At 71.0% G+C, this 17,848-nt stretch carries 21 protein-coding genes and 1 riboswitch; of the genes, 9 read left to right on the forward strand and 12 right to left on the reverse strand.

Features of this window, described 5'->3' with window-relative positions:
* Window positions 1-195: 195 nt before the first annotated feature.
* Together mnhG and JKJ07_RS35690 are read left to right on the forward strand one after the other, a co-directional pair.
* A complete protein-coding gene (mnhG, locus tag JKJ07_RS35685; protein WP_202996387.1) occupies window positions 196-537 on the forward strand; it encodes a monovalent cation/H(+) antiporter subunit G in 342 nt (113 codons plus the stop codon).
* Window positions 534-1,025 carry a BON domain-containing protein gene (locus JKJ07_RS35690; RefSeq protein ID WP_202996388.1) on the forward strand — a complete coding sequence of 164 codons (492 nt, stop codon included), beginning with the start codon at window positions 534-536 and terminating at the stop codon, window positions 1,023-1,025. Before mnhG ends, JKJ07_RS35690 begins: the two co-directional genes overlap by 4 nt.
* A gap of 238 nt (window positions 1,026-1,263) precedes the next feature.
* On the opposite strand, the gene JKJ07_RS35695 is transcribed toward JKJ07_RS35690, so the two are convergent.
* From JKJ07_RS35695 to JKJ07_RS35705, 3 genes are read right to left on the reverse strand one after another with little or no spacing between them, the layout of a single operon-like run.
* Entirely contained in the window at window positions 1,264-1,959 is a 696-nt protein-coding gene (locus JKJ07_RS35695; protein ID WP_236030492.1) for an ABC transporter permease, read from the reverse strand.
* Window positions 1,956-3,365: a DUF1349 domain-containing protein gene (locus tag JKJ07_RS35700; protein ID WP_307834579.1), complete on the reverse strand. Its 1,410-nt coding sequence runs from the start codon at window positions 3,363-3,365 to the stop codon at window positions 1,956-1,958. Before JKJ07_RS35700 ends, JKJ07_RS35695 begins: the two co-directional genes overlap by 4 nt.
* Entirely contained in the window at window positions 3,362-4,285 is a 924-nt protein-coding gene (locus tag JKJ07_RS35705) for an ABC transporter ATP-binding protein (RefSeq protein ID WP_202996389.1), read from the reverse strand. The genes JKJ07_RS35700 and JKJ07_RS35705 overlap by 4 nt, the downstream gene beginning before the upstream one ends.
* 87 nt (window positions 4,286-4,372) lie before the next feature.
* Between JKJ07_RS35705 and JKJ07_RS35710 the strand changes: the two genes are divergently transcribed.
* Both JKJ07_RS35710 and JKJ07_RS35715 read left to right on the forward strand, forming a co-directional pair.
* Window positions 4,373-5,035 carry a response regulator transcription factor gene (locus JKJ07_RS35710; protein ID WP_202996390.1) on the forward strand — a complete coding sequence of 221 codons (663 nt, stop codon included), beginning with the start codon at window positions 4,373-4,375 and terminating at the stop codon, window positions 5,033-5,035.
* Entirely contained in the window at window positions 5,032-6,084 is a 1,053-nt protein-coding gene (locus JKJ07_RS35715) for a HAMP domain-containing sensor histidine kinase (RefSeq protein ID WP_202996391.1), read from the forward strand. The genes JKJ07_RS35710 and JKJ07_RS35715 overlap by 4 nt, the downstream gene beginning before the upstream one ends.
* Here JKJ07_RS35715 and JKJ07_RS35720 read toward each other — a convergent pair.
* Window positions 6,059-6,529 carry a TFIIB-type zinc ribbon-containing protein gene (locus tag JKJ07_RS35720; protein ID WP_202996747.1) on the reverse strand — a complete coding sequence of 157 codons (471 nt, stop codon included), beginning with the start codon at window positions 6,527-6,529 and terminating at the stop codon, window positions 6,059-6,061. The genes JKJ07_RS35715 and JKJ07_RS35720 overlap by 26 nt on opposite strands.
* A gap of 192 nt (window positions 6,530-6,721) precedes the next feature.
* Complete coding sequence (locus JKJ07_RS35725) at window positions 6,722-7,126, reverse strand: PPOX class F420-dependent oxidoreductase (RefSeq protein WP_202996392.1); 405 nt, start codon at window positions 7,124-7,126, stop codon at window positions 6,722-6,724.
* 390 nt (window positions 7,127-7,516) lie between these two features.
* A riboswitch (SAM riboswitch) is annotated at window positions 7,517-7,630 on the forward strand.
* 48 nt (window positions 7,631-7,678) lie between these two features.
* On the opposite strand from JKJ07_RS35725, the gene JKJ07_RS35730 reads away from it, so the two are divergent.
* Window positions 7,679-8,362: a GNAT family N-acetyltransferase gene (locus JKJ07_RS35730; RefSeq protein WP_202996393.1), complete on the forward strand. Its 684-nt coding sequence runs from the start codon at window positions 7,679-7,681 to the stop codon at window positions 8,360-8,362.
* On the forward strand, window positions 8,359-9,012 hold the full coding sequence (locus JKJ07_RS35735; RefSeq protein WP_202996394.1) for a 50S ribosomal protein L11 methyltransferase: 654 nt from the start codon (window positions 8,359-8,361) through the stop codon (window positions 9,010-9,012). The genes JKJ07_RS35730 and JKJ07_RS35735 overlap by 4 nt, the downstream gene beginning before the upstream one ends.
* Here JKJ07_RS35735 and JKJ07_RS35740 read toward each other — a convergent pair.
* Entirely contained in the window at window positions 8,945-10,156 is a 1,212-nt protein-coding gene (locus JKJ07_RS35740; RefSeq protein ID WP_202996395.1) for an amidohydrolase, read from the reverse strand. The two genes, JKJ07_RS35735 and JKJ07_RS35740, sit on opposite strands and share 68 nt — an antisense overlap.
* Before the next feature lie 24 nt (window positions 10,157-10,180).
* On the opposite strand from JKJ07_RS35740, the gene JKJ07_RS35745 reads away from it, so the two are divergent.
* Window positions 10,181-10,645 carry a hypothetical protein gene (locus JKJ07_RS35745; RefSeq protein ID WP_202996396.1) on the forward strand — a complete coding sequence of 155 codons (465 nt, stop codon included), beginning with the start codon at window positions 10,181-10,183 and terminating at the stop codon, window positions 10,643-10,645.
* Here JKJ07_RS35745 and JKJ07_RS35750 read toward each other — a convergent pair.
* Window positions 10,552-10,881 (reverse strand): DUF6193 family natural product biosynthesis protein, encoded by a 330-nt coding sequence (locus JKJ07_RS35750; RefSeq protein ID WP_202996397.1) that lies wholly within the window; start codon window positions 10,879-10,881, stop codon window positions 10,552-10,554. The genes JKJ07_RS35745 and JKJ07_RS35750 overlap by 94 nt on opposite strands.
* Window positions 10,882-11,022: 141 nt before the next feature.
* Here JKJ07_RS35750 and JKJ07_RS35755 point away from each other — a divergent pair, with 141 nt between their 5' ends.
* Both JKJ07_RS35755 and JKJ07_RS35760 read left to right on the forward strand, forming a co-directional pair.
* Entirely contained in the window at window positions 11,023-11,172 is a 150-nt protein-coding gene (locus tag JKJ07_RS35755; protein ID WP_202996398.1) for a hypothetical protein, read from the forward strand.
* A 45-nt stretch (window positions 11,173-11,217) separates the two neighbouring features.
* On the forward strand, window positions 11,218-11,946 hold the full coding sequence (locus tag JKJ07_RS35760; RefSeq protein WP_202996399.1) for a hypothetical protein: 729 nt from the start codon (window positions 11,218-11,220) through the stop codon (window positions 11,944-11,946).
* 37 nt (window positions 11,947-11,983) lie between these two features.
* Here JKJ07_RS35760 and JKJ07_RS35765 read toward each other — a convergent pair whose 3' ends face one another.
* The 5 genes from JKJ07_RS35765 to JKJ07_RS35785 all read right to left on the reverse strand — a co-directional run bounded on the left by JKJ07_RS35765 (window position 11,984) and on the right by JKJ07_RS35785 (window position 17,800).
* Entirely contained in the window at window positions 11,984-13,525 is a 1,542-nt protein-coding gene (locus tag JKJ07_RS35765) for a DUF1593 domain-containing protein (RefSeq protein ID WP_202996400.1), read from the reverse strand.
* A gap of 88 nt (window positions 13,526-13,613) precedes the next feature.
* Window positions 13,614-14,597: a sugar phosphate isomerase/epimerase family protein gene (locus JKJ07_RS35770; RefSeq protein ID WP_202996401.1), complete on the reverse strand. Its 984-nt coding sequence runs from the start codon at window positions 14,595-14,597 to the stop codon at window positions 13,614-13,616.
* Window positions 14,594-15,976, reverse strand: coding sequence for an FGGY family carbohydrate kinase (locus JKJ07_RS35775; RefSeq protein ID WP_202996402.1), 1,383 nt, complete (start codon window positions 15,974-15,976; stop codon window positions 14,594-14,596). The genes JKJ07_RS35770 and JKJ07_RS35775 overlap by 4 nt, the downstream gene beginning before the upstream one ends.
* The gene (locus JKJ07_RS52315; RefSeq protein ID WP_202996403.1) at window positions 15,969-16,922 is read right to left on the reverse strand and encodes a transketolase family protein; all 954 of its coding nucleotides are present in this window, start codon (window positions 16,920-16,922) and stop codon (window positions 15,969-15,971) included. Before JKJ07_RS52315 ends, JKJ07_RS35775 begins: the two co-directional genes overlap by 8 nt.
* Window positions 16,919-17,800, reverse strand: coding sequence for a transketolase (locus JKJ07_RS35785; protein ID WP_202996404.1), 882 nt, complete (start codon window positions 17,798-17,800; stop codon window positions 16,919-16,921). The genes JKJ07_RS52315 and JKJ07_RS35785 overlap by 4 nt, the downstream gene beginning before the upstream one ends.
* Window positions 17,801-17,848 lie beyond the last annotated feature (48 nt).

Below are 17,848 nucleotides of genomic sequence, written 5' to 3' on the forward strand. Positions count from 1 at the left end.
TCACACCCCCGACCTCGGCGCCCCTCACACCCCCGACCTCGGCGCCCCTCACACCCCCGACCTCGGCGCCCCTCACACCCCCGACCTCGGCGCCCCTCACACCCCCGACCTCGGCGCCCCTCACACCTCAGACCTCGGCGCCCCTCACACCTCAGACCTCGGCCCCTCTCACGCCTCTGCTGAAAGGGGTTCGCAATGAACGGTGTCCTCGATGTCATCGCCGGCGTCTGCCTGATCGTCGGCGCCCTTCTCAGCTTGTCGGCCGGGGTGGCCCTGATGCGCTTCCCCGACCTGCTTTCCCGCATGCACGCGGCGACCAAGCCCCAGGTGCTCGGCCTGCTGCTGGTGCTGACCGGCTGCGCGCTCCGGCTGCGCGAGGCCGTAGACATCACGACGCTGCTGCTGGTCGCCGTCTTCAGCATGGCCACGGCCCCGGTGGCGGCCCACATGATCGGCCGGGCCGGGTACCGCGCCGGCCTGGCCCGCGAAGACACGCTGGTCGTCGACGAGCTCTACACCGCCGACGACAAACGGTGAGGGGGTTCACCATGGACCTGTTCGGCATCCCACCACCCGACGGACCCGACGCCGACCTGGCCCGCCGCATCGCCGAGACCCTGGCGGCGGACGCCCGCTTCCGCCGCCAGCCCGTGGCAGTCCAGGTCCAGAACGGCGTAGCAATCCTCACCGGCCGGGTGGAAAGCCCCGACGTCCACGACGCGCTGCTCGCCGAGGTCCGCCAGGTCCCCGGCCTCCACGACCTGTGCGACGCCCTCCTCATCACCGACGGCGAAACCCGCCTGCGCGAGGCCCGCCAGTTCGGCGAGCTGGCCGCCCGCCTCGCCACGTCCCCGTCCCAAGGCACCCGCCGCGGCTCACCGGCCGCAGTAACCGCCCGAGTAGTCATGCTGGCAGTGACCGCGGCCATCGTCCTGATCGAAGTCGCCGGCTGGATCGCAGCACTGTTCGGCGTCGGCGTCCTCGCCTGGGCCGCCGACGTACTGCTACGCCGCCGCAAACGCTGACCCACATCCCGTCTCCCCTCCGACCCCGCCGCTCCAAGCTCCGCCGCTCCAGCCCTGCCGCCTCAGCCGCACCGCCCGAGCCAAGCCGCCCCGTCCCCACCGCTCCTGCGCCGCCGCCTCAGCCCGCCGCTCGAGCCACGCCGCCCCGGTCCGCCGCCCCAGCCCCGCCGCTCCAAACCGGCCGCCCCGGCCCGTCCCGTCGGCTCAATTGAGCCCGCCGCTCAACGTGCCGCGGCCATTACGTGTCGCGGCGTCGGACCATCAAGGTGCCTGCCGACAGCGCGGTTGCTGACCAGAGAGCGAGGATTGCCGGGTGGGCGGTCATCGGGGCGAACTGGTCCAGCAGGCGTCTGAGGACCGGGTTGGTGATCAGCTGGGTCAGCAGCGGTGGAAGGTAGAGCAGGGCGAGGACAGTTCCGATGGCGACGGCCGAATCGCGGGTCAGACTGGCTGTGCCCAGGCTCAGGAGCGCGATCAGTATCAGATGGAAGACGGCACGTGCCGAGGCTTGGGACAGGAACGCTTGGCCGGAACCGGTGATCAGCAGTGTCGCGAGGACGGCGAGGCTTCCGGTGACCGCGACCGCGGCGGTCAGGACCAGGGCCTTAGCGACGAGGACCGGCCAGCGGCTCGGGACGGCGGTCAGGGTAGTGCGGATCAGGCCGGTGCTGTATTCACTGCTGATGATGACCACGGACAGCACTGCCAGCGGGATCTGACCCACGTAGACGCCGCTCAGGGCCAGCCGGGTGTCGACGGCGGAGAGCGCGACGCCCGTGGCGACGGAGACGGCCGCGGTGGCCAGCAGCAGCCAGGCTGGGCCAGGGGTGGTGCGCAGTTTGGTCCACTCGGCTCGGATCACGTTCATACGTCTCCTTGGCGCGGTGTCGGCGCCCTTCACGTGTCCCTGCGGCGCGCTATCGGCGGCGTTCATGCGTCTCTCCGGTGCAGCAGGAAGGCGGCCAGGGTGAAGGTGGCGGCCGTGTAGGCGCACAGGACGGCCAGGCCGGCCCACGGTGAGAGCGGGTAGTAGCCGTACGCCACGGAGTAGACGCTGTCGACCTGGGGTGGGCGGGTCAGGGTCTGCTGGACGCCGAGGGCCGCGGCCGGCGTTACCCGGGTCAGCCACTGGCCCACCGCCGACGGTAGGAACGGGATCAGCGCCACCAGATACGGCAGGACCACAGCCACGACCACGGCGGTGACGGCGGCGGCGCTGCGTCGCAGGATCGTGCCGACGCTGAGGGCCAGCACCGCGGTGAGGGCCAGCAGGGCGGCCGTGCCGGCCGAGGCGCGCAGCAGGACGCCGGGCGGGGCCGGGAACACGTACAGCCCGAGTCTTCGCACCACCCACAGCCAGAGCGGCAGCGTGAGAGCGGCCGCGGCCAGGCTTGTCCCGAACGTGACGCCGCCGACCACCAGAGCCTTGCCGAGCAGCAGGCGGCCGCGGCGGTGGTCTGCGCTGAGGGTGGTGCGGATCAGGGCGTACCGGAACTCAGTGGTGATCATCAGAGTGGCCACGACGACGATCACGATGAGCGCCGGGAACGTGCCGAGCAGCAGGTCACCGGCGGCCGCGGCGACAGGGAGGTCGGCGCGGGTGGCCGGGGCGAGATCGCCGGCGCCGGTCACCGTGAAGCCGTCGCCGGTCTCGGTGAAACCGCCGGAGGCGCCCGTCGGGTATCCCGAGAACGTCGCCGTGCGAGCTCCCCGCTGATGACCCGTCCAGTCGCCGGACCAGTCGCCCGTCAGCTCCGGCCGGCCGAACTCGGCGGTGGCCACGCCCGGGGCCGAGCCGAGACCGCTCGTCTGCTGCGGGGCGGCCACGAACAGACCGATCCGCGTGGCTTCGGGCAGCTCGATCGCGTCGATCCGCCGCCAGGCGGACCCGTCGGCCGAGGCCTCGCCGGTGATCGTGTCGCCGGAGCGGGTCAGCCGCAGCCAGCGAGCCGCCGGCTCCGGGCCGGCGCGATCATGCAGGTAGTCGTGTTGCATCCGGACGCCGTGCCCGCCGGTGACCATGATCGTCGCGTATCGGGAGCCCGGACTCTCGCCGCCGGAGGCGATCAGGCCGGCCTTGGCCCAGCCCACACCGTCCAGGCCGGCTACTCGAACGGTTATTCGTCCGTCGCCGGTGAGGTCGCGGTGCACGAAGTAATACGCGTCGACGACCGGGCCGCCGCCGGGCCCGATGGGGATCGGCGCCGCCTGCTCGGGTGGGCCACCGCCCAGGCCGGTGATCGGGAACAGGGCGATCAGCAGGGCCGCGACCGCGCTGCCGCGGATCCAGCCGGGCACCGACCGGAACTTGGTCCATTCCGCGCTCAGAATGCGCCTCACGACGACGCCCCGGAACGATAGTCGACGGCGTCGCGGGTCAGGTCGAAATAGGCCTCCTCAAGGGTCGCCCGGTGCGGCGCGAGCTCGGAGAACGGGACGCCGGCGGCCGCCAGCACCGAGACGGCCCGTTCGACGGGCAGGCCACGTACGGAAAGGAGGTCTTGATCTGTCTCGGTGACCTGGGCGCCTGTGCTGGTCAGGGCGGCCGCCGCAAGACTGGTGGCGCTGGTGCGCACACGCAGGCGATCACCTGACGCGCTCGCGATCAGGTCGGCCACCGCGCAGTCGGCGATCACCCGGCCGCGGCCGACGACCACCACCTGGTCGGCCATGCCCTGCAGCTCGGTCATCAGGTGGCTGGAGACGAGCACGGCCCGCTGCCGGCCGGCCAGCGCGCGCAGGAAGTCGCGCAGCCACACGATGCCCTCGGGATCCATGCCGTTGAACGGCTCGTCGAGCATGACGACCGGCGGATCGGCCAGCAGGGCGGCCGCGATGCCGAGCCGCTGCCGCATGCCCAGCGAATAGCCACCGGCCGCGCGGCGGGCCGCCGACTCCAGACCCACCTGCGCGAGCACCTCGTCGACGCGGGACCGGCCGAGGCCCTGGGACTGGGCGAGCCAGACCAGATGATTGCGGCCCGAGCGGGCGGGATGCAGTGCGGACGCGTCGAGCAGCGCGCCGAGATGCCGCAGCGGGTGCCGCAGCGACCGATAGGGCCGGCCGCCGACCAGCGCTCGCCCCGCGTCGGCGCGATGCAGCCCCAGGATGATGCGCATGGTGGTGGACTTGCCGGCGCCGTTGGGCCCGACGAAGCCGGTCACCCGGCCGGGGCGGGCCGTGAACGTCATCCCTCGCAGCGCGGTGGCCGCACCGTATCGCTTGTGGAGCCCGTCAACCTCGATCGTGGCGTCTGTCATGCGGCGATTTCTACGCCGGGGATGGTGACAGCACGGTGCGTTCGGCTGTCACCGCGCTGTCACCCTCGGCCTGGCATTGTGTGCCGCATGAGAGTGCTCGTGGTGGAGGACCACAAGACGCTGAACGCGCTGATCACGACCGGTCTGCGGCGCGAGTCGATGGCCGTCGACGCGACGCTCGACGGTCATGGCGCGCTGGAGCAGGTGTCCACGACGCGCTACGACGTGGTGGTGCTCGACCGCGACCTGCCCGGCGTCCACGGCGACGAGGTCTGCCGGCGCATCATGGCCGGCGGCGGCGACACCCGGGTGCTCATGCTCACCGCGGCCGGCACGGTTCGCGACCGGGTCGAGGGTCTCGAGCTGGGCGCCGACGACTATCTGCCCAAACCGTTCGACTTCGCCGAGCTGGTGGCCCGGGTCCGGGCGCTGGCCCGCCGCAGCACGCCCGCCCTGCCACCGGTGCTCGACAACGGCGACCTGTCGCTCGACCCGAATCGCCACGTCGCGACACGGGCCGGCCGCCGGCTCAATCTCGGCCCGAAGGAGTTCGCCGTGCTGCATTACTTACTAGCCGCGTCGGGCCGGGTCGTCTCCGCCGAAGAGCTGCTCGACCGCGTCTGGGACGACGCGACCGACCCGTTCACCACCACGGTCAAGACGACGATCGGGCGCCTGCGCGTCAAACTCGGCTCGCCGCCGACGATCCACACCGTCCGCGAGGGCGGCTACCGGATCGGCGAGCCGTGAGCCGCCCCCATCTCAGCGCCCGGCTCGGCCTGGTCTACGGCGGCGTGACTTTCGCCGGTGGCCTGATGCTGCTGGTCATGGTCGAGTTGCCGGTGTTGACGATCGGCAACACCAAGCCGGTCGGCGGGCAGTCCGAGGCCACCAGCAACGCCCCCACGACGCTGCCCTACTCCGCCATCGCCCTGGTGCTCCTGGCCGTCGTGTCCGTGGTGCTGGGCCGGGTCCTGGCCGGGCGGGCGTTGCGGCCGCTGCGCAAGATCACCGCCTCCGCCCGCTCGATGACCGCAGAAGATCTCCCCTCCCCCGTACGGGTCCCGGCCGCCTATCAGGAGTTCGCCGACCTGGCCGACTCGCTCAACACCATGTCGCGCCGCCTGCACGACTCGTTCACGAGCCAGCGGCAGTTCATCGCCAACGCCTCCCATGAGCTGCGCACGCCCCTGACCGTCCAGCGCACCCTGCTCGAGCTCACGCTGGCCGACCCGGCGGCCGATGCCAAGACTCTGCGCGCGACCTGCCAGCAGTTGCAAGACCTGGGCCGCCAACAGGAAGATCTGATCAGTGCCCTGTTGACCCTGGCCGCGGGCAACCTGCCGGTCGATCATCGGGAGTCGTTCGATCTCGCCGCGCTGACCCACAAGGCCGTGCTCGACCACACGCAGGCGGCCGCGAGCCGGGGCCTTCACCTGGCAACCGCGCTCACCCCGGCCACCGTGACGGGCGACCCACACCTGGTCGGCAGCCTGATCACCAACCTGGTGGCCAATGCCGTCCGGCACAACGTCACGGGCGGCACGGTCTCGATCGCGACGACCACCCCCGGGCTGCTGACGGTCAGCAACTCGGGCGATCCCATCGCGCCATCCGAGATCGACCGCTTGTTCCAGCCGTTCCAACGCAGCGGGACGGCCCGCACCGATCAAACCGAGGGCCACGGCTTGGGCCTGGCCATCGTGGCCGCCATCGCCCGGGCCCATCAGGCCCCGCTGACCGCCCGTCCCCGGCGCGGCGGAGGGCTCGAGATCACGGTCGACCTGGCGCCGGGTTGAAGTTCCACACCATCGGCAGCTCGCCGTCACAGAGCGCGCAAGTGAAGTCGCCGTCGCGCACGATGTTGCGCTCGCCGCAGTCCGGGCAGCTCCGAAAGGTCAGCTCATGAGTGAAGCCATCAGGGTGCTCCATCCCGAGCCGGTCGAGCGACTCGGCCACGGCCGGCCAGCAGTCCGGATCCGGGCAGTAACCGGTCGACTGGTTCGACACCTCGACCACCCGGTGCTCGGCGTCGAACGTCATCTCCCCGGCTGCCAGCACGTCCTGCCCACCGGCGAGAACGACGTGCTCGCTCTGCCGCGGGGCCAACCTGAGCCGGCCGTCGAGCCCGACGACATACGTCAGCGGCATGCCCAGGTGCCGGCCCAGGCACGCCAGGTCGATGGGCTCTACACCGGCGGCCTCCTCCGGGATGCCCGCCGGTCCGACGTATCGATACCGCATCACCCCGCGACGCTATCCGCCTGCGGGAGGGACGGTCGATCGGATTAGGCCGAGTGAGAACGCCTTCGACGGCGCCGCCCGGGTCGCGAGCCAGCTGACGACAGCCGGGCTGGTGGGCGCCCTGGTGCTCGTCTGGACGGTCCCGACGGCCGCGCCTGGTGGAACGGCTCAGTGGCGCGGGCGGTTGGTGGTTCAGCGCTTGCCGACGGCTGTGGGGCGGACTACGAAGATGACGCGGTCGGGGGCGTCGGTTGGGGGGTTTGTTCCGAAGGGAGCTTCGTAGCGCGTGGCCAGCTCGACGAAGAAGGCTCCCGTCGGGTCCGGGTCTAGGCGTTCGACGGTGCCGCGCACTTCGACGTAGCGGTACGGGTCGGCCGGGTCGACGATCGAGATCGAGACGGCGGGATTGGCGGTGACGTTGCGGTATTTGCGGCGGAAGTTCGTGTGCGTGAAGCGGAGGAACTCGCCGTCCCAGCCGAACCACATCGGGTTGACCTGCGGGGTGCCGTCGTCGCGGACGGTCGCAAGGTGCGCGATCAGGGGCCGTTCCAGCAGGTCGCGAACCTCGTCGGGAATGATCTGAGTCTCTGACGTCACAGTGGACCAGCCTACCAAGCCTATGGGCCCAGTAGTTTGACGGCGATCACACGAGGCGGGGCGGCGCGGGATGGCAGGGCTGGGCGCCGGACTGGGGCGCGGGCCGGTCGGGCGGGCTGAGCGCGGGTGGCCGGGCGGTGATGGGCGGGCTGAGCGCGGGGCGACCGGGCGGGCTAGGCGGGCTGAGCGCGGGGTGGCCGGTCGGGCTGAGCGCGGGGTGGCGGGGGCGGCGGAGCTGGGTGCGGGGTGGCGGGGGCGGCGGAGCTGGGTGCGGGGTGGCAAGGCTGGCCGGGAAAGAGGGTGCGCGGCTGGGGTGAGCGCGTGGCCAGGGCTGGGTGGGCGCTTGGATATGGCGTGGGTGGGCGGCGAGGGGGCTGCTAGTGTCCGACGGGTCACGAGTGCCAGTGGTAAGCCCCGGCTTGCTGGTCGGCAACCCCCTGTCGTGGGTGGGTGCTCCGGGTGATGACCAGGTCCGGTGCGGGGTGTGCCGGGCAAGACACGACTCGGGAGTGCGCTGTGAATTTGCCCAGACCTGTGCTTGAAGGCTCTCTCGTGCGGCTGGAGCCCCTGACTCACGAGCACTCTGGCGATCTGGCGGTGGCCGTCGGTGGGGAGCGCGAGTCCTTCGGGTGGACCTGGGTGCCGGCTCCCGGCGAGGTGGACGACTACATCGATCAGCAGCTCGGGCGGGCGGCCGACGGGGTGCTGACCCCGTACGCGCAAGTTGATTTGCGCAGTGGGCGGGCCGTGGGCGCTACCGCGTATTGGGAGCCTCGACGGCGGCCGGGCAGTGGTGAGTTGTATGCGATCGAGGTCGGGTTCACCTGGCTGGCGGCCGAGGCGCAGGGCACCGGGATCAATACCGAGGCCAAGCTGCTGCTCTTCCAGAATGCGTTCGAGAACTGGCACGTCGAACGGGTCGATCTCAAGACCGATGCCCGCAACGCGCGGTCCCGGGCGGCGATCGCGGCCACCGGCGCGACGTTTGAGGGGGTGCTGCGGCGCTGGTCGCGGTCGTGGGTGCCGGGTGAGGAGGGCCGGCTGCGCGACTCGGCGATCTTTTCGATCATCGAGCCGGAATGGCCCGCGTGCCGCGCCCACCTGCGGCGACGACTCGTGGCCAAGAAAGAGCAGGACACGGCACAGCAGGACACGGCACAGCAGGACACGGCACAGCAGGACACGGCACAGCAGGACACGGCACAGCAGGAGCGGGCAACGGGCGGGGCGCAATGACTGACCTGCAAGGCTGGTTCGAGTTCGGGGCTGCGTTGTCGCTTGCGGGTGGGGTGCATGCGCCGTCGCGGTTTTCGGCGTTGCTGGCGGCCAGCTTGGTGGATTGCGGCGGGCTGACGGTGATCGATGCGGGCTGCGGTGCGGGGCTGATCACGATCGCGGCGCTGCGGGCCGGCGCTGCCCGCGTCATTGCCGTCGACTCCGACCCCGCCGCGGTTGAGGTGACCCGCCGGAACGTGGCGGAGACCGTGGGCACGCAACGGTTGGAGGCTCGGCAGCTGGACTTTCGCGAGCTGGGCGGGATCGACGCCGACCTGCTCGCCGTGAATCCGCCGCAGCGGCCGGCTGCCACGTTGGACGCGGTCGAGCTCGATCAGCGGCACCTGCATGAGGGTGGCGGGCCCGACGGCCTCGACACCCTGCGGCTCGTGCTCAAGCACACCAGCGCGGCCATCGTGCGCACCACGGCCGCGGACATCTTGCCGATTCACACCGTCGGGGCCGAGTCGGCTCGGCGCGTGCTCACGGCCACGCTGCCGATGCATCCGGCCTGGCATCCGCTGACCGGGCCGGAGGCGGCGGTCAACGTGTGGGACCTGCACCTAGCCACTCCCGCGCCGCGGCGACCAGGGCGGCCACCCCGGCCGTGATCGTGGGCTCGGGCACCGGGTGATACAGCGGTGAGTGGTTGGACGGGATCCGGCCCGCGACCTCGATCAGCTCCTCGATGCTGGTCGCGCCGGCGAACAGGGCCGGGTCGGCCCCGCCGAGCAGCCAGTAGGTGATCGGGGCGCCCGCGGCGGTGGCCAGCACCTGCACGTCCTCGCTGCTCGGCAACGGGCCGGGGTTGACGACCCGGTCGGGGCCGGCGACCGATTCCAGGGCGCGCCGCGTGCGCTCGGCCGCGGGCACGTCGTTGGTCAGCGTGGGCGCGGACTCCTCGATCACGACCTCGGGCTCGCGGGGCGCACCGGCCGCCGCGGCCTCGGCGCGGGCGATCCGCTCGATCGACGCCAGCACCCGGGAGCGCACCTTGGGGTCGTACGTGCGGACGTTGAGCAGCAGCGTCGCCGTGTCGGGAATGATGTTGTGCTTGGCGCCGGCCTGAACCGCGCCCACGGTGACCACGGCCGTCTCGGCGGTCGAGACCTCGCGGGCGACGATGGTCTGCAGGCGCAGGACCGTCGCCGCGGCGATGACGATCGGGTCGACGGTGGTCTCGGGCCGGGAACCGTGACCGCCCCGGCCGTGGATGGTCACCCGCAAGGAGTCGGAGGCGGCCCACATCGGCCCCGGGGTCAGCCCGATCGCCCCGGCCGGCAGCGGCGCCACATGCTGCCCGAGCACGATCTCGGGCTTGGGCACGCGGGTGGCCAGCCCGTCCTCGACCATCGCCTGGGCGCCGCGGGCCAGCTCCTCGGCCGGCTGGAAGATCGCGACGACCGTGCCCTGCCAATCCTCGGCCGCGGCCAGCTCGGCGGTCGCCCCCATCAGCCATGTGACGTGCATGTCGTGGCCGCACGCGTGGGACACCCCGTCGACGCCACTCGCGTACGGCAGGCCCGTCTCCTCCGTGACCGGCAGCCCATCCATGTCGGCGCGCAGCCACACCACCGGCCCGTCCCCGCGGCGCAGCACCCCGGCGACTCCCGTGCCGCCGAGACCCTCAATGACCTCGTACGCATGATCACGCAGCCAGGACGCCGCGACGCCCGACGTCCGATGCTCCTGGAAGGACAGTTCCGGGTGGCGATGCAGGTCTTCGTATGCATCGCGGAGGGTCTTCGATGTCATGTCTGGGACGCTACGCTCACGACCGTGACAGCTGGGTATCATCCGCAGACCGGTCCGCCGGGTTTTCTCGCCGCCACCGCCGATCAGGCCCGCGTGGTCCTCGCCGCCGAGGGCCCCGACGCGACGTATGAGGCGGGCATGGACTTTGCCGGACTGGCCGGGCGGGCCATGGGCGCGACGCCCAAGGGTGACTATCTCGCCGAGTTTCCGGTCTCGCTGAGCTGGGTCTGGGGTTCGCTCACCGACGAGATGGACGCCCCCGGCCGCGGCTCGCCGGAACAGGATGCGGCCGCGGTCCGCCATATGCGCCAGGCGGCCACCGAATGGCTCGAGGTTGTCAACTCCCCCGACGGGGCGGCGGCCTACCTCGACCGCTGGCTCTACGAGGAATGCGGCTACGCCCGGCCCGAGTCGCCCTCGGGCCAGGCCGACAGCAGGAGTTCGACCGCTTCGTCCGGGGTCGCGGCCTCGCCGAGCAGGGAGCCGTAGTTCGTTGTGTAGACCGTGTACGGCGGGCCGGCACAGACGATCATCGGGAACGAGTTCTTCTCGATGACCACATCTCGATAGAACTGCAGGGTTCCGTGCGTGGGGAACGGATAAACGGCGCGCAGAGCCGCATGCTTATAGGCAGCCTCGAGGATGAGCGGGTTGCCGTGACGCGCACCCGGAGCGCCCGAGAGGATCGCGCGCCAGGTTTCCGCGATGTCTGCCTCGTTCGACATGGATGCCATCGTGCACCAGCTCGGCCAGCCGCACATGCCCCCAGCTCGGTGGAGAGCGAAAGCGGGAAACAACGAACGCCACATCGTGCGGGTAGTCACTATTCGCTGTCTGCCGAACTGTTCGGGGCGGACGATGGTCTGGTGAGAGACTCGGCGGTTCTGCTCAGGGTTGTTGTTCTTGCTGCCGCCGGCCTGATCGTGCTCGTCGGGGTGGTGGGGTGGCCGGCCCTGCTGCTCGGCCTGGCGTTCGTGGTGTGGGTGGCCGACCGGCGACTCGGCCGAAAGACGTAGTAATAGCCGAAAGACCTAGTGAAACTGTTGGTTACCGTGCCGCCGGTGTCCATCAGAGAACATCGCAGGACCCTGATTCTCGGGGCGATCTCGGCCGCGTTCATCGTGGCCTTCGTGACGTTGCCGCCGTTGCTGGCGGCGGCCTGGACGGGCACTGCCCTCACCGATCACGGCCAGCTGGTGCGGGCCACTCAGCAGGCGTTCGCCGACTATTGGCGGGCCGGGGGCGGCGAGCTGGACGCGGGAATGCAGCGGCTCGTCGACTACTGGTTCGCCTTCCACGTTGTGAAGGGCGCGTTCGCGGCGCTGCTGCTCGGCGCGCTGGTCGCCCTCGCCGTGCCGCTGTGGCGCAAGAGCCGGCTCGCCGCAGCCGGCATCTCGGCCCTGGCGTTCGTGGCCGTGGCGGCTGTGATGGCGAACGTGCAGGGCATCCTCGCCCCGCTGTCGTCGCTGCTGCCGATGGCCGGCGAGCCCGCGCTGGCTCAGGCCGGCCGCGAGCTGGGGGCCGCGCTGAGCGCCGGCGGACCGCTGCCGGCCTCGGTCGAACCGCTGGTCAGCGACTTCGGCTGGTATCACGCGGTGATGGTGCCGATCGCCGGCGTCATGGTGCTGTTCCTGCTCGGCGCGAGCGTGCTGCTGTGGCGCCGATCCAAGCGAGCCGCCGCGCTGCCGGTGGCCCTCGCCCTGGCGATGGGTGCCGTGGTCTTCGCCAACGCCACGACGGCGGCCGACCCGGCACCCGCCCTGCTGGCGTTCTTCCAGGGCGGGTGGTGAACCGGCGCTGCCAGCCGGGGCAGCGCCGGACGAGAAGTCACACCACGCGGATGGTCACCCGGTCGTACCGGGTCAGTGGGAACGTCCCGCTGTCGGTGCCCTGCAGGATCACCGAGACCGTCTGGCCGGCCTTGGCGTCCGCCGGGATCTTCACGGAAGCCGACGACCCCCGGGCCGTGATGCCGACCAGGCCGGGGTAGGTGCCTTCCTCGCGATACTGCCACCACGAGGCGGTCACCCTACGGCCGTCGGGGTCGGACAGTTTGGCTGCCAGTGACACGGTCGCGCCGGGCCGGGCCCGCACAGAGTCGCCCGCGGCGATCCGCACCGACGGCGGGTGGTTGGCCTGCGACCAGCGCGGCGTCAGCGTCCATTGGATGCGGGCCGCGAAGTCGTTCTGGGCCGCGGCCGCCCAGCGCAGCGTGGTCAGGTTGGCCACGTCGGCGCCGGTCGCGTCCTTCTCGGTGGCGACGAGCTTCCACAGGTTGGGCGACGCCGACACCTGGTACGCCCGGCCGCCCCAGCCCCCGATCGCCGGGTCGGCCGGGTTCTCCAGGCCCGTACGGAGGAGCTGGTTGAACACGACATTGTCGCCCTCGGACAGGAAGTCGTACGGGCCCATCGGTTTGCACCAGCCGCCGGGCGCCTTGACCGGATCGCCGAACACGTCGAGCGGGTCGCCGGGTGTGGTCTGCCCGTCGAGCCACGAGCGGTAAAGCGAACCCCACGGCCCGATCTGGATGTTCCGGCGAATCCAGGCACCGGTAAAATAGACCCGGTCGGCTGGCAGACCCCGTACGTTGCCCTGGCCGTTGTTGTTGCAGTTGAAGCCCCACGTCGCATAGCCCGCCGACAGCTCTTCAACCCGAAGCGCCGGCCACGCCTGGGAAATGTAGTTCGCGTAGGTCTCGTCCTGGAACCCGCTGGCCAGAATGACGGCCTTCTTCGACACCGCGGCGCGCAGGAAAGGCCACCCCGCAGTACCGGAATAGCGCTCTTCGATCGACTTCAACGCCCGCGCGATGGTGCTCGTTCCGCCCCAGGCCTGCAGATAGAGCGGCCGCCGATCGTTGTCGAGCAGCAGATCCCGGATCAGATTCGACCCGGGCGTGTCCGCAGCCATCTCGCCCTCGAACGCGATGTTGCCGAGCCGCACCAAAGACTTCAGGTGAGCCGGTGACGGATAGGCCGCGTCGTGCTTGCGCAGGTTGGGATAGACCTTCGCGTACGCGGGAATGATCTGGTCCTCGATCGTCGTCGAGCCGGTCCAGCGCCACGACGTCTGCGGGGTCTTGTATTCGCGGTTGGGCAGGAAGAATTCGGTGCCCTTGCCGTCGCCGGCCCAGTGGAATTTGCTGCTGCTGTAGATGATGCCCCGCGTGTCGAGCTCATTGGTGTAGAGCATGTAGCGCACGAGCGAGGCGATGTCGTCGGATTCCATGTCGGTGGTGACGACGGTTCGGGGTTTGCCCGAAATGTGCCCGGAGGAGGAAGAGGGGGCGGAGGAAGCGGGGGCGGCCAGGGCGGCCGCACCCACGATTCCCGCGACCGCGATCGAAAGTGCGCGATGGAAACGCATGTGATCTCCCGGTCTTCGCAGCGAAAAGGGATAAATCGGCGAACAGGAGCGGGTTGGCGGAGGGGCGGTGGACGGGAGGGGTGGCGGGCTAGTCGACTTCGCCGAAGAGGGCGTTCTGGACGATGCGCTGGGCGGCCATGGCGTCCTGCCGCTCTTGCGCCTCCGCCAGCGATGCCGTGTCGAGCCGGTCGAGCGCCCGATGGATCCGCTTGAGGGTGCCGATCGCCGTGTTGGCCGCGTCGACGCTGTCCTCGCGGAACGGGAACTGGTCGAGCTGCCACACCCCGTCCCAGTTGTTCTTGCGCAGCGTGTGGAAGAACTCGAAGATCTCGGTCAGGTGGACGGTGCCCACCACCAGGTCGTCGTCCCAGCCGCGCAGGTTGTCGTTGACGTCCATGCCGTAGAGGCGGCCGTGGTCGATGATCAGCTGGGCCGCGTCGGCCGGTGACTCGCCGCCGTAAAGGCTGTGCCCGAAGTCGAGCAGGATGCCGACGTTGTCGAGCCCGATCTCCTGGATGCCGAGCAGCGACCGCGCCGCCGAGTCCCACGTCATCTTCACCCTCGGCTCGCGCGGCTTGTATTCGATGGCGAACTTGAGATCCGGGTGCGCCCCGGCCAGCTCGCGCATGCCGTCGACGGCCAGTTTCCACAGCGTGCGGTGGTCGACCTGGAACGGGTAGTCCCAGCCGTCCTGCCCCGGCCAGATCTTCACGTAGTCGGCGCCGAGCTCGCGCACGATGCCCGCCGCCTCGTGCATCAGATCAAGGGCGGCCTTCCGTACGCCGGGGTCGGGGTTGGTGAAGGAGCCCCGGCTGAACTTGCGCAGGTAGATCTCGGGCGTGATGCCGATGGCCGACAGCCCCTGCGCGGCCAGGGCGTCCTTGACCTCGCTGAGGCCGACGCCGGGCGTGAAGGGGTAGTTGAGGTCGACCACCGACAGGTCCTCGACCTGCCCGGCCAGCTCGATCGCGTCGAGCGTGGTGCGGGCCGGCCCGTAGCCGTCGGACGCGTACCGGTCGACGTACGTGGCGAAGTGCCACAGTCCGGCGCCGAAGCGGGGGTACTCGGTCATGCGATGCTCCCATCGTGCGGGGTGCGGGCCCGGGCGACAGCGGAGCGCCAGGCGTCCCGCTGGTGAGAGAAAACGCCCGGCTGGGGACGGAATTCGTCGTACGAGATCGGTGGGGTGAAGCCCCCGGCCAGGAAAGCGGCGCCGAGGGCGGACAGGTTGGTGGTGCGGGCGCGCCGGACGGGCACCCCGGTGAGGTCGGCCTGGATCTGCATGAGCACGTCGTTGCCGCTGGCCCCGCCGTCGGCCAGCACGCAGTCGGCCGGTCCCATGGCGTCGATGACGTCGGCGACCTGGTGGGCGATCGACTCGATGGCGGCCCGGGCGACCTGGGCCGGCGTGGTGCCGAGGGTGAGCCCGCTGATCAGACCGACCGCGGTGTCGTCCCACCAGGGCGCGGCCAGCCCGCCGAAGCCGGGCACCAAAAACACGCCGTCACTGGACGCATCCGCCGCAAGATCAGCTACCCGGGAGGGCGAGACCCCGAGGAAGGAGGCGAGCCAGGCAACGGTCGCACCGGACGATCGGATATTGCCCTCGGCGGCCAGCGAGTCGTTCCAGGCGACGGTCAGGCAGACACCGGGATCATCGACCGCGCCCAGTCGCATGACCGAGGACCCGGTCCCGTACGTGACCTTGACGCCCCCGGCAGCCTGCGAGCCGTGCGCGTAGAGGGCCGCGTGCGAGTCCCCCAGCACGGCGGTGATCGGCAGCCCGGCCAGCACTCCCCCGCGCTCGGAAATGACACCGAGGTCCCCGGATGACGGGGTGACCTGCGGCAGCGCGGTCGACGGGATCCCGAACAGGTCGAGCAGTTCCGCACTCCAGGACCCGGCCCGTACGTCGAGCAGCTGCGTCCGGGAGGCGTTGCCCGACTCGATCCGGTGGCTGCCGGTCAGCGCGAACAGCAGCCACGAGTCGACGGTCCCGACCGCGGCGTCCGGCGTACGGTCGAGCAGCCACCGCAACTTGGCCGCGCTGAACATCGGGTCGAGCGGCAGACCACTCAGATCCCGTACGCGGGCAGCTTGTCCTTTCTCCCGGAGGGCGTCGCAGATGGGCTGGGCCCGCTGGTCCTGCCACCCCAGCACCGGCCCCGCCGGCCGACCGGTCCGCTTGTCCCAGACGACCGCCGATTCGCGCTGGGTGCTGAATCCGACCGCCCCGACCCGCCCCCGGTCGACGCCGTCCAGGCAGGCGGCCGCGGCCGTGAGCACGCTGTCGAGGATCTCGTCCGCGTCCTGCTCGACCCAGCCCGGCCGCGGATACCGGATCGGCACCTCCGCCGACCCGGTCGCCACCACGGCACCCGACGGCTCGACCAACAGGCACTTGGTCGAGCTCGTGCCCTGATCGACAGCCAGGACGAGGTCGTCAGGCATCGGTGCGGGCCAGCCCGATCGCGGCCAGCCGGATGTCGCCGGCGGTCAGGCCGAAGTGCTCGAGCAGGAACGCGGTGGTGCCCGTGGGCGCGAACTCGCGGTGGATGCCGAGCAGCCGCATCGGCACCGGCGCACGCTCGGTGACGACGACCGCCGCTACGGCCGCGCCCAGGCCGCCGGTCGTGGTGGCCTCCTCGGCGGTCACGATGCCCCGGGTCTCGGTCATGGCGCGCCGGATCGCGTCCTCGTCGAGCGGCGCGATCGTCGACATGTTCAGCACTCGCACGGATACTCCCTGCTCGGCGGCCTCCTCGGCGGCCTCGAGCGCGCGGGAGACCATGGTTCCGGCCGCCACCACCGTGACATCCGAGCCGTCGCGCAGGGTGGTCGCCGCGCCGAAGGTGAACGGACGGTCACCGGTCACCGCGGGCACCTTGAACCGGCCGACGCGCAGGAAGACGGGCCGGGCCGCGTGGGCCGCCCAGCGCACGGCCGACCGGGTCTCGGCGGGGTCGGCCGGCACGACCACGTCCAGGCCGGCGATCGCGCGCAGCCACGACAGGTCCTCGATCGAGTGGTGGGTCGGGCCCAGTTCCCCGTACGCCATGCCGGGGCTCATGCCGCACAGGACAACCGGCGACTGGCTGTAGGCGACGTCCGCCTTGATCTGCTCCAGCGCGCGCCCGGTCAGGAACGGCGAGGCGCCGCAGACGAACGGGATGTAACCGCTGAGGGCCAGGCCCGCGCCGACGCCGACCATGTCCTGCTCGGCGATGCCCACGTTGATCAGGCGGTCGGGGAACTCCTTCTGGAACTGCACGAGGTTGCTCGACCCGACCGAGTCGTTGCACACCGCGACGATCCGCTCGTCCTCGCGGGCCAGGGCGCTCAGCTCCTCGGCGAACGCGACGCGGCTGTCGAAGACTTCCCGCACGGGGGCGCTCATCGGGCCAGCTCCGCGGTCGCGGTGACGATCTGCTCGGTCGACGGCACCTTGTGGTGCCACTCCACGCGGTCTTCCATGAAGGAGACGCCTCTTCCCTTGACAGTGTTGGCGATGACGCAGGTTGGCCGGTCGCCGCGGGGCGCGGTGAACGCGTCGTACAGGGAAAGGTGGTCGTGACCGTCGACCTCGAGCACGTCCCAGCCGAACGCGCGGAACTTGTCGTCCAGCGGGTCGAGGGTGTTCGTCTCCTCGGTGCGCGCGCCCTGCTGCAAGCGGTTGCGGTCGACGATCGCGGTGAGGTTGTCCAGGCGTCGGTGCCCGGCAGTCATGGCGGCCTCCCAGTTGCTGCCCTCCTGCAGCTCACCGTCGCCGAGCACCACATAGACGTGCCGCGACGAGCCGGAGAGCTTGGCCGCGACGGCCATGCCGACCGAGACGGGCAGGCCGTGGCCGAGGGGGCCGGTGTTGGTCTCGACGCCCGGCACCTTGACCCGGTTGGGGTGGCCGTTGAGGGCGGAGAGCGGGCCGGCGAAGGTCTCGAGCTCGGCGTCGGCGAAGAACCCGGCAGCGGCCAGGGTCGTGTAGAGGGCGCCGGCGGTGTGGCCCTTGCTGAGCACGAACCGGTCGCGGTCGGCCCACTCGGGCTTCTCGGGGTCGACCCGCAGCACGCTGAAGAACAGGGTGGTCAGGATGTCGAGGACGGACATGTCGCCGCCCACGTGCCCCAGGCCGGCCCGGCCGATCATGTGCAGGTCGGTAGTGCGGGACTGGTTGGCCCGCTCCCGCAGCATCTCGCGTCGGCGCTCGGGGCCGGCGTCGGTGAACTCCTGCCGGAATCGGCGCCAGGCGGCGGCGGTACGGGGGTCGGCGACCAGCATGGGTGTGCCTTTCTACGGGTGGTGACAAGCCGGGCGGGCCTGGCGGGC

It is taken from the genome of Paractinoplanes lichenicola (genome assembly GCF_016785085.1).
GTDB lineage: Bacteria > Actinomycetota > Actinomycetes > Mycobacteriales > Micromonosporaceae > Actinoplanes > Actinoplanes lichenicola.

Excerpts from the sequence above, each read along its gene's own strand:
- JKJ07_RS35710 (WP_202996390.1), top strand. The coding sequence starts at position 4,373 with ATGAGAGTGCTCGTGGTGGAGGACCACAAGACGCTGAACGCGCTGATC.
- JKJ07_RS35705 (WP_202996389.1), bottom strand. The coding sequence starts at position 4,285 with ATGACAGACGCCACGATCGAGGTTGACGGGCTCCACAAGCGATACGGT.
- mnhG (WP_202996387.1), top strand. The coding sequence starts at position 196 with ATGAACGGTGTCCTCGATGTCATCGCCGGCGTCTGCCTGATCGTCGGC.
- JKJ07_RS35775 (WP_202996402.1), bottom strand. The coding sequence starts at position 15,976 with ATGCCTGACGACCTCGTCCTGGCTGTCGATCAGGGCACGAGCTCGACC.
- JKJ07_RS35765 (WP_202996400.1), bottom strand. The coding sequence starts at position 13,525 with ATGCGTTTCCATCGCGCACTTTCGATCGCGGTCGCGGGAATCGTGGGT.
- JKJ07_RS35785 (WP_202996404.1), bottom strand. The coding sequence starts at position 17,800 with ATGCTGGTCGCCGACCCCCGTACCGCCGCCGCCTGGCGCCGATTCCGG.
- JKJ07_RS35695 (WP_236030492.1), bottom strand. The coding sequence starts at position 1,959 with ATGAACGCCGCCGATAGCGCGCCGCAGGGACACGTGAAGGGCGCCGAC.
- JKJ07_RS52315 (WP_202996403.1), bottom strand. The coding sequence starts at position 16,922 with ATGAGCGCCCCCGTGCGGGAAGTCTTCGACAGCCGCGTCGCGTTCGCC.
- JKJ07_RS35735 (WP_202996394.1), top strand. The coding sequence starts at position 8,359 with ATGACTGACCTGCAAGGCTGGTTCGAGTTCGGGGCTGCGTTGTCGCTT.
- JKJ07_RS35770 (WP_202996401.1), bottom strand. The coding sequence starts at position 14,597 with ATGACCGAGTACCCCCGCTTCGGCGCCGGACTGTGGCACTTCGCCACG.
- JKJ07_RS35720 (WP_202996747.1), bottom strand. The coding sequence starts at position 6,529 with ATGCGGTATCGATACGTCGGACCGGCGGGCATCCCGGAGGAGGCCGCC.
- JKJ07_RS35750 (WP_202996397.1), bottom strand. The coding sequence starts at position 10,881 with ATGTCGAACGAGGCAGACATCGCGGAAACCTGGCGCGCGATCCTCTCG.
- JKJ07_RS35740 (WP_202996395.1), bottom strand. The coding sequence starts at position 10,156 with ATGACATCGAAGACCCTCCGCGATGCATACGAAGACCTGCATCGCCAC.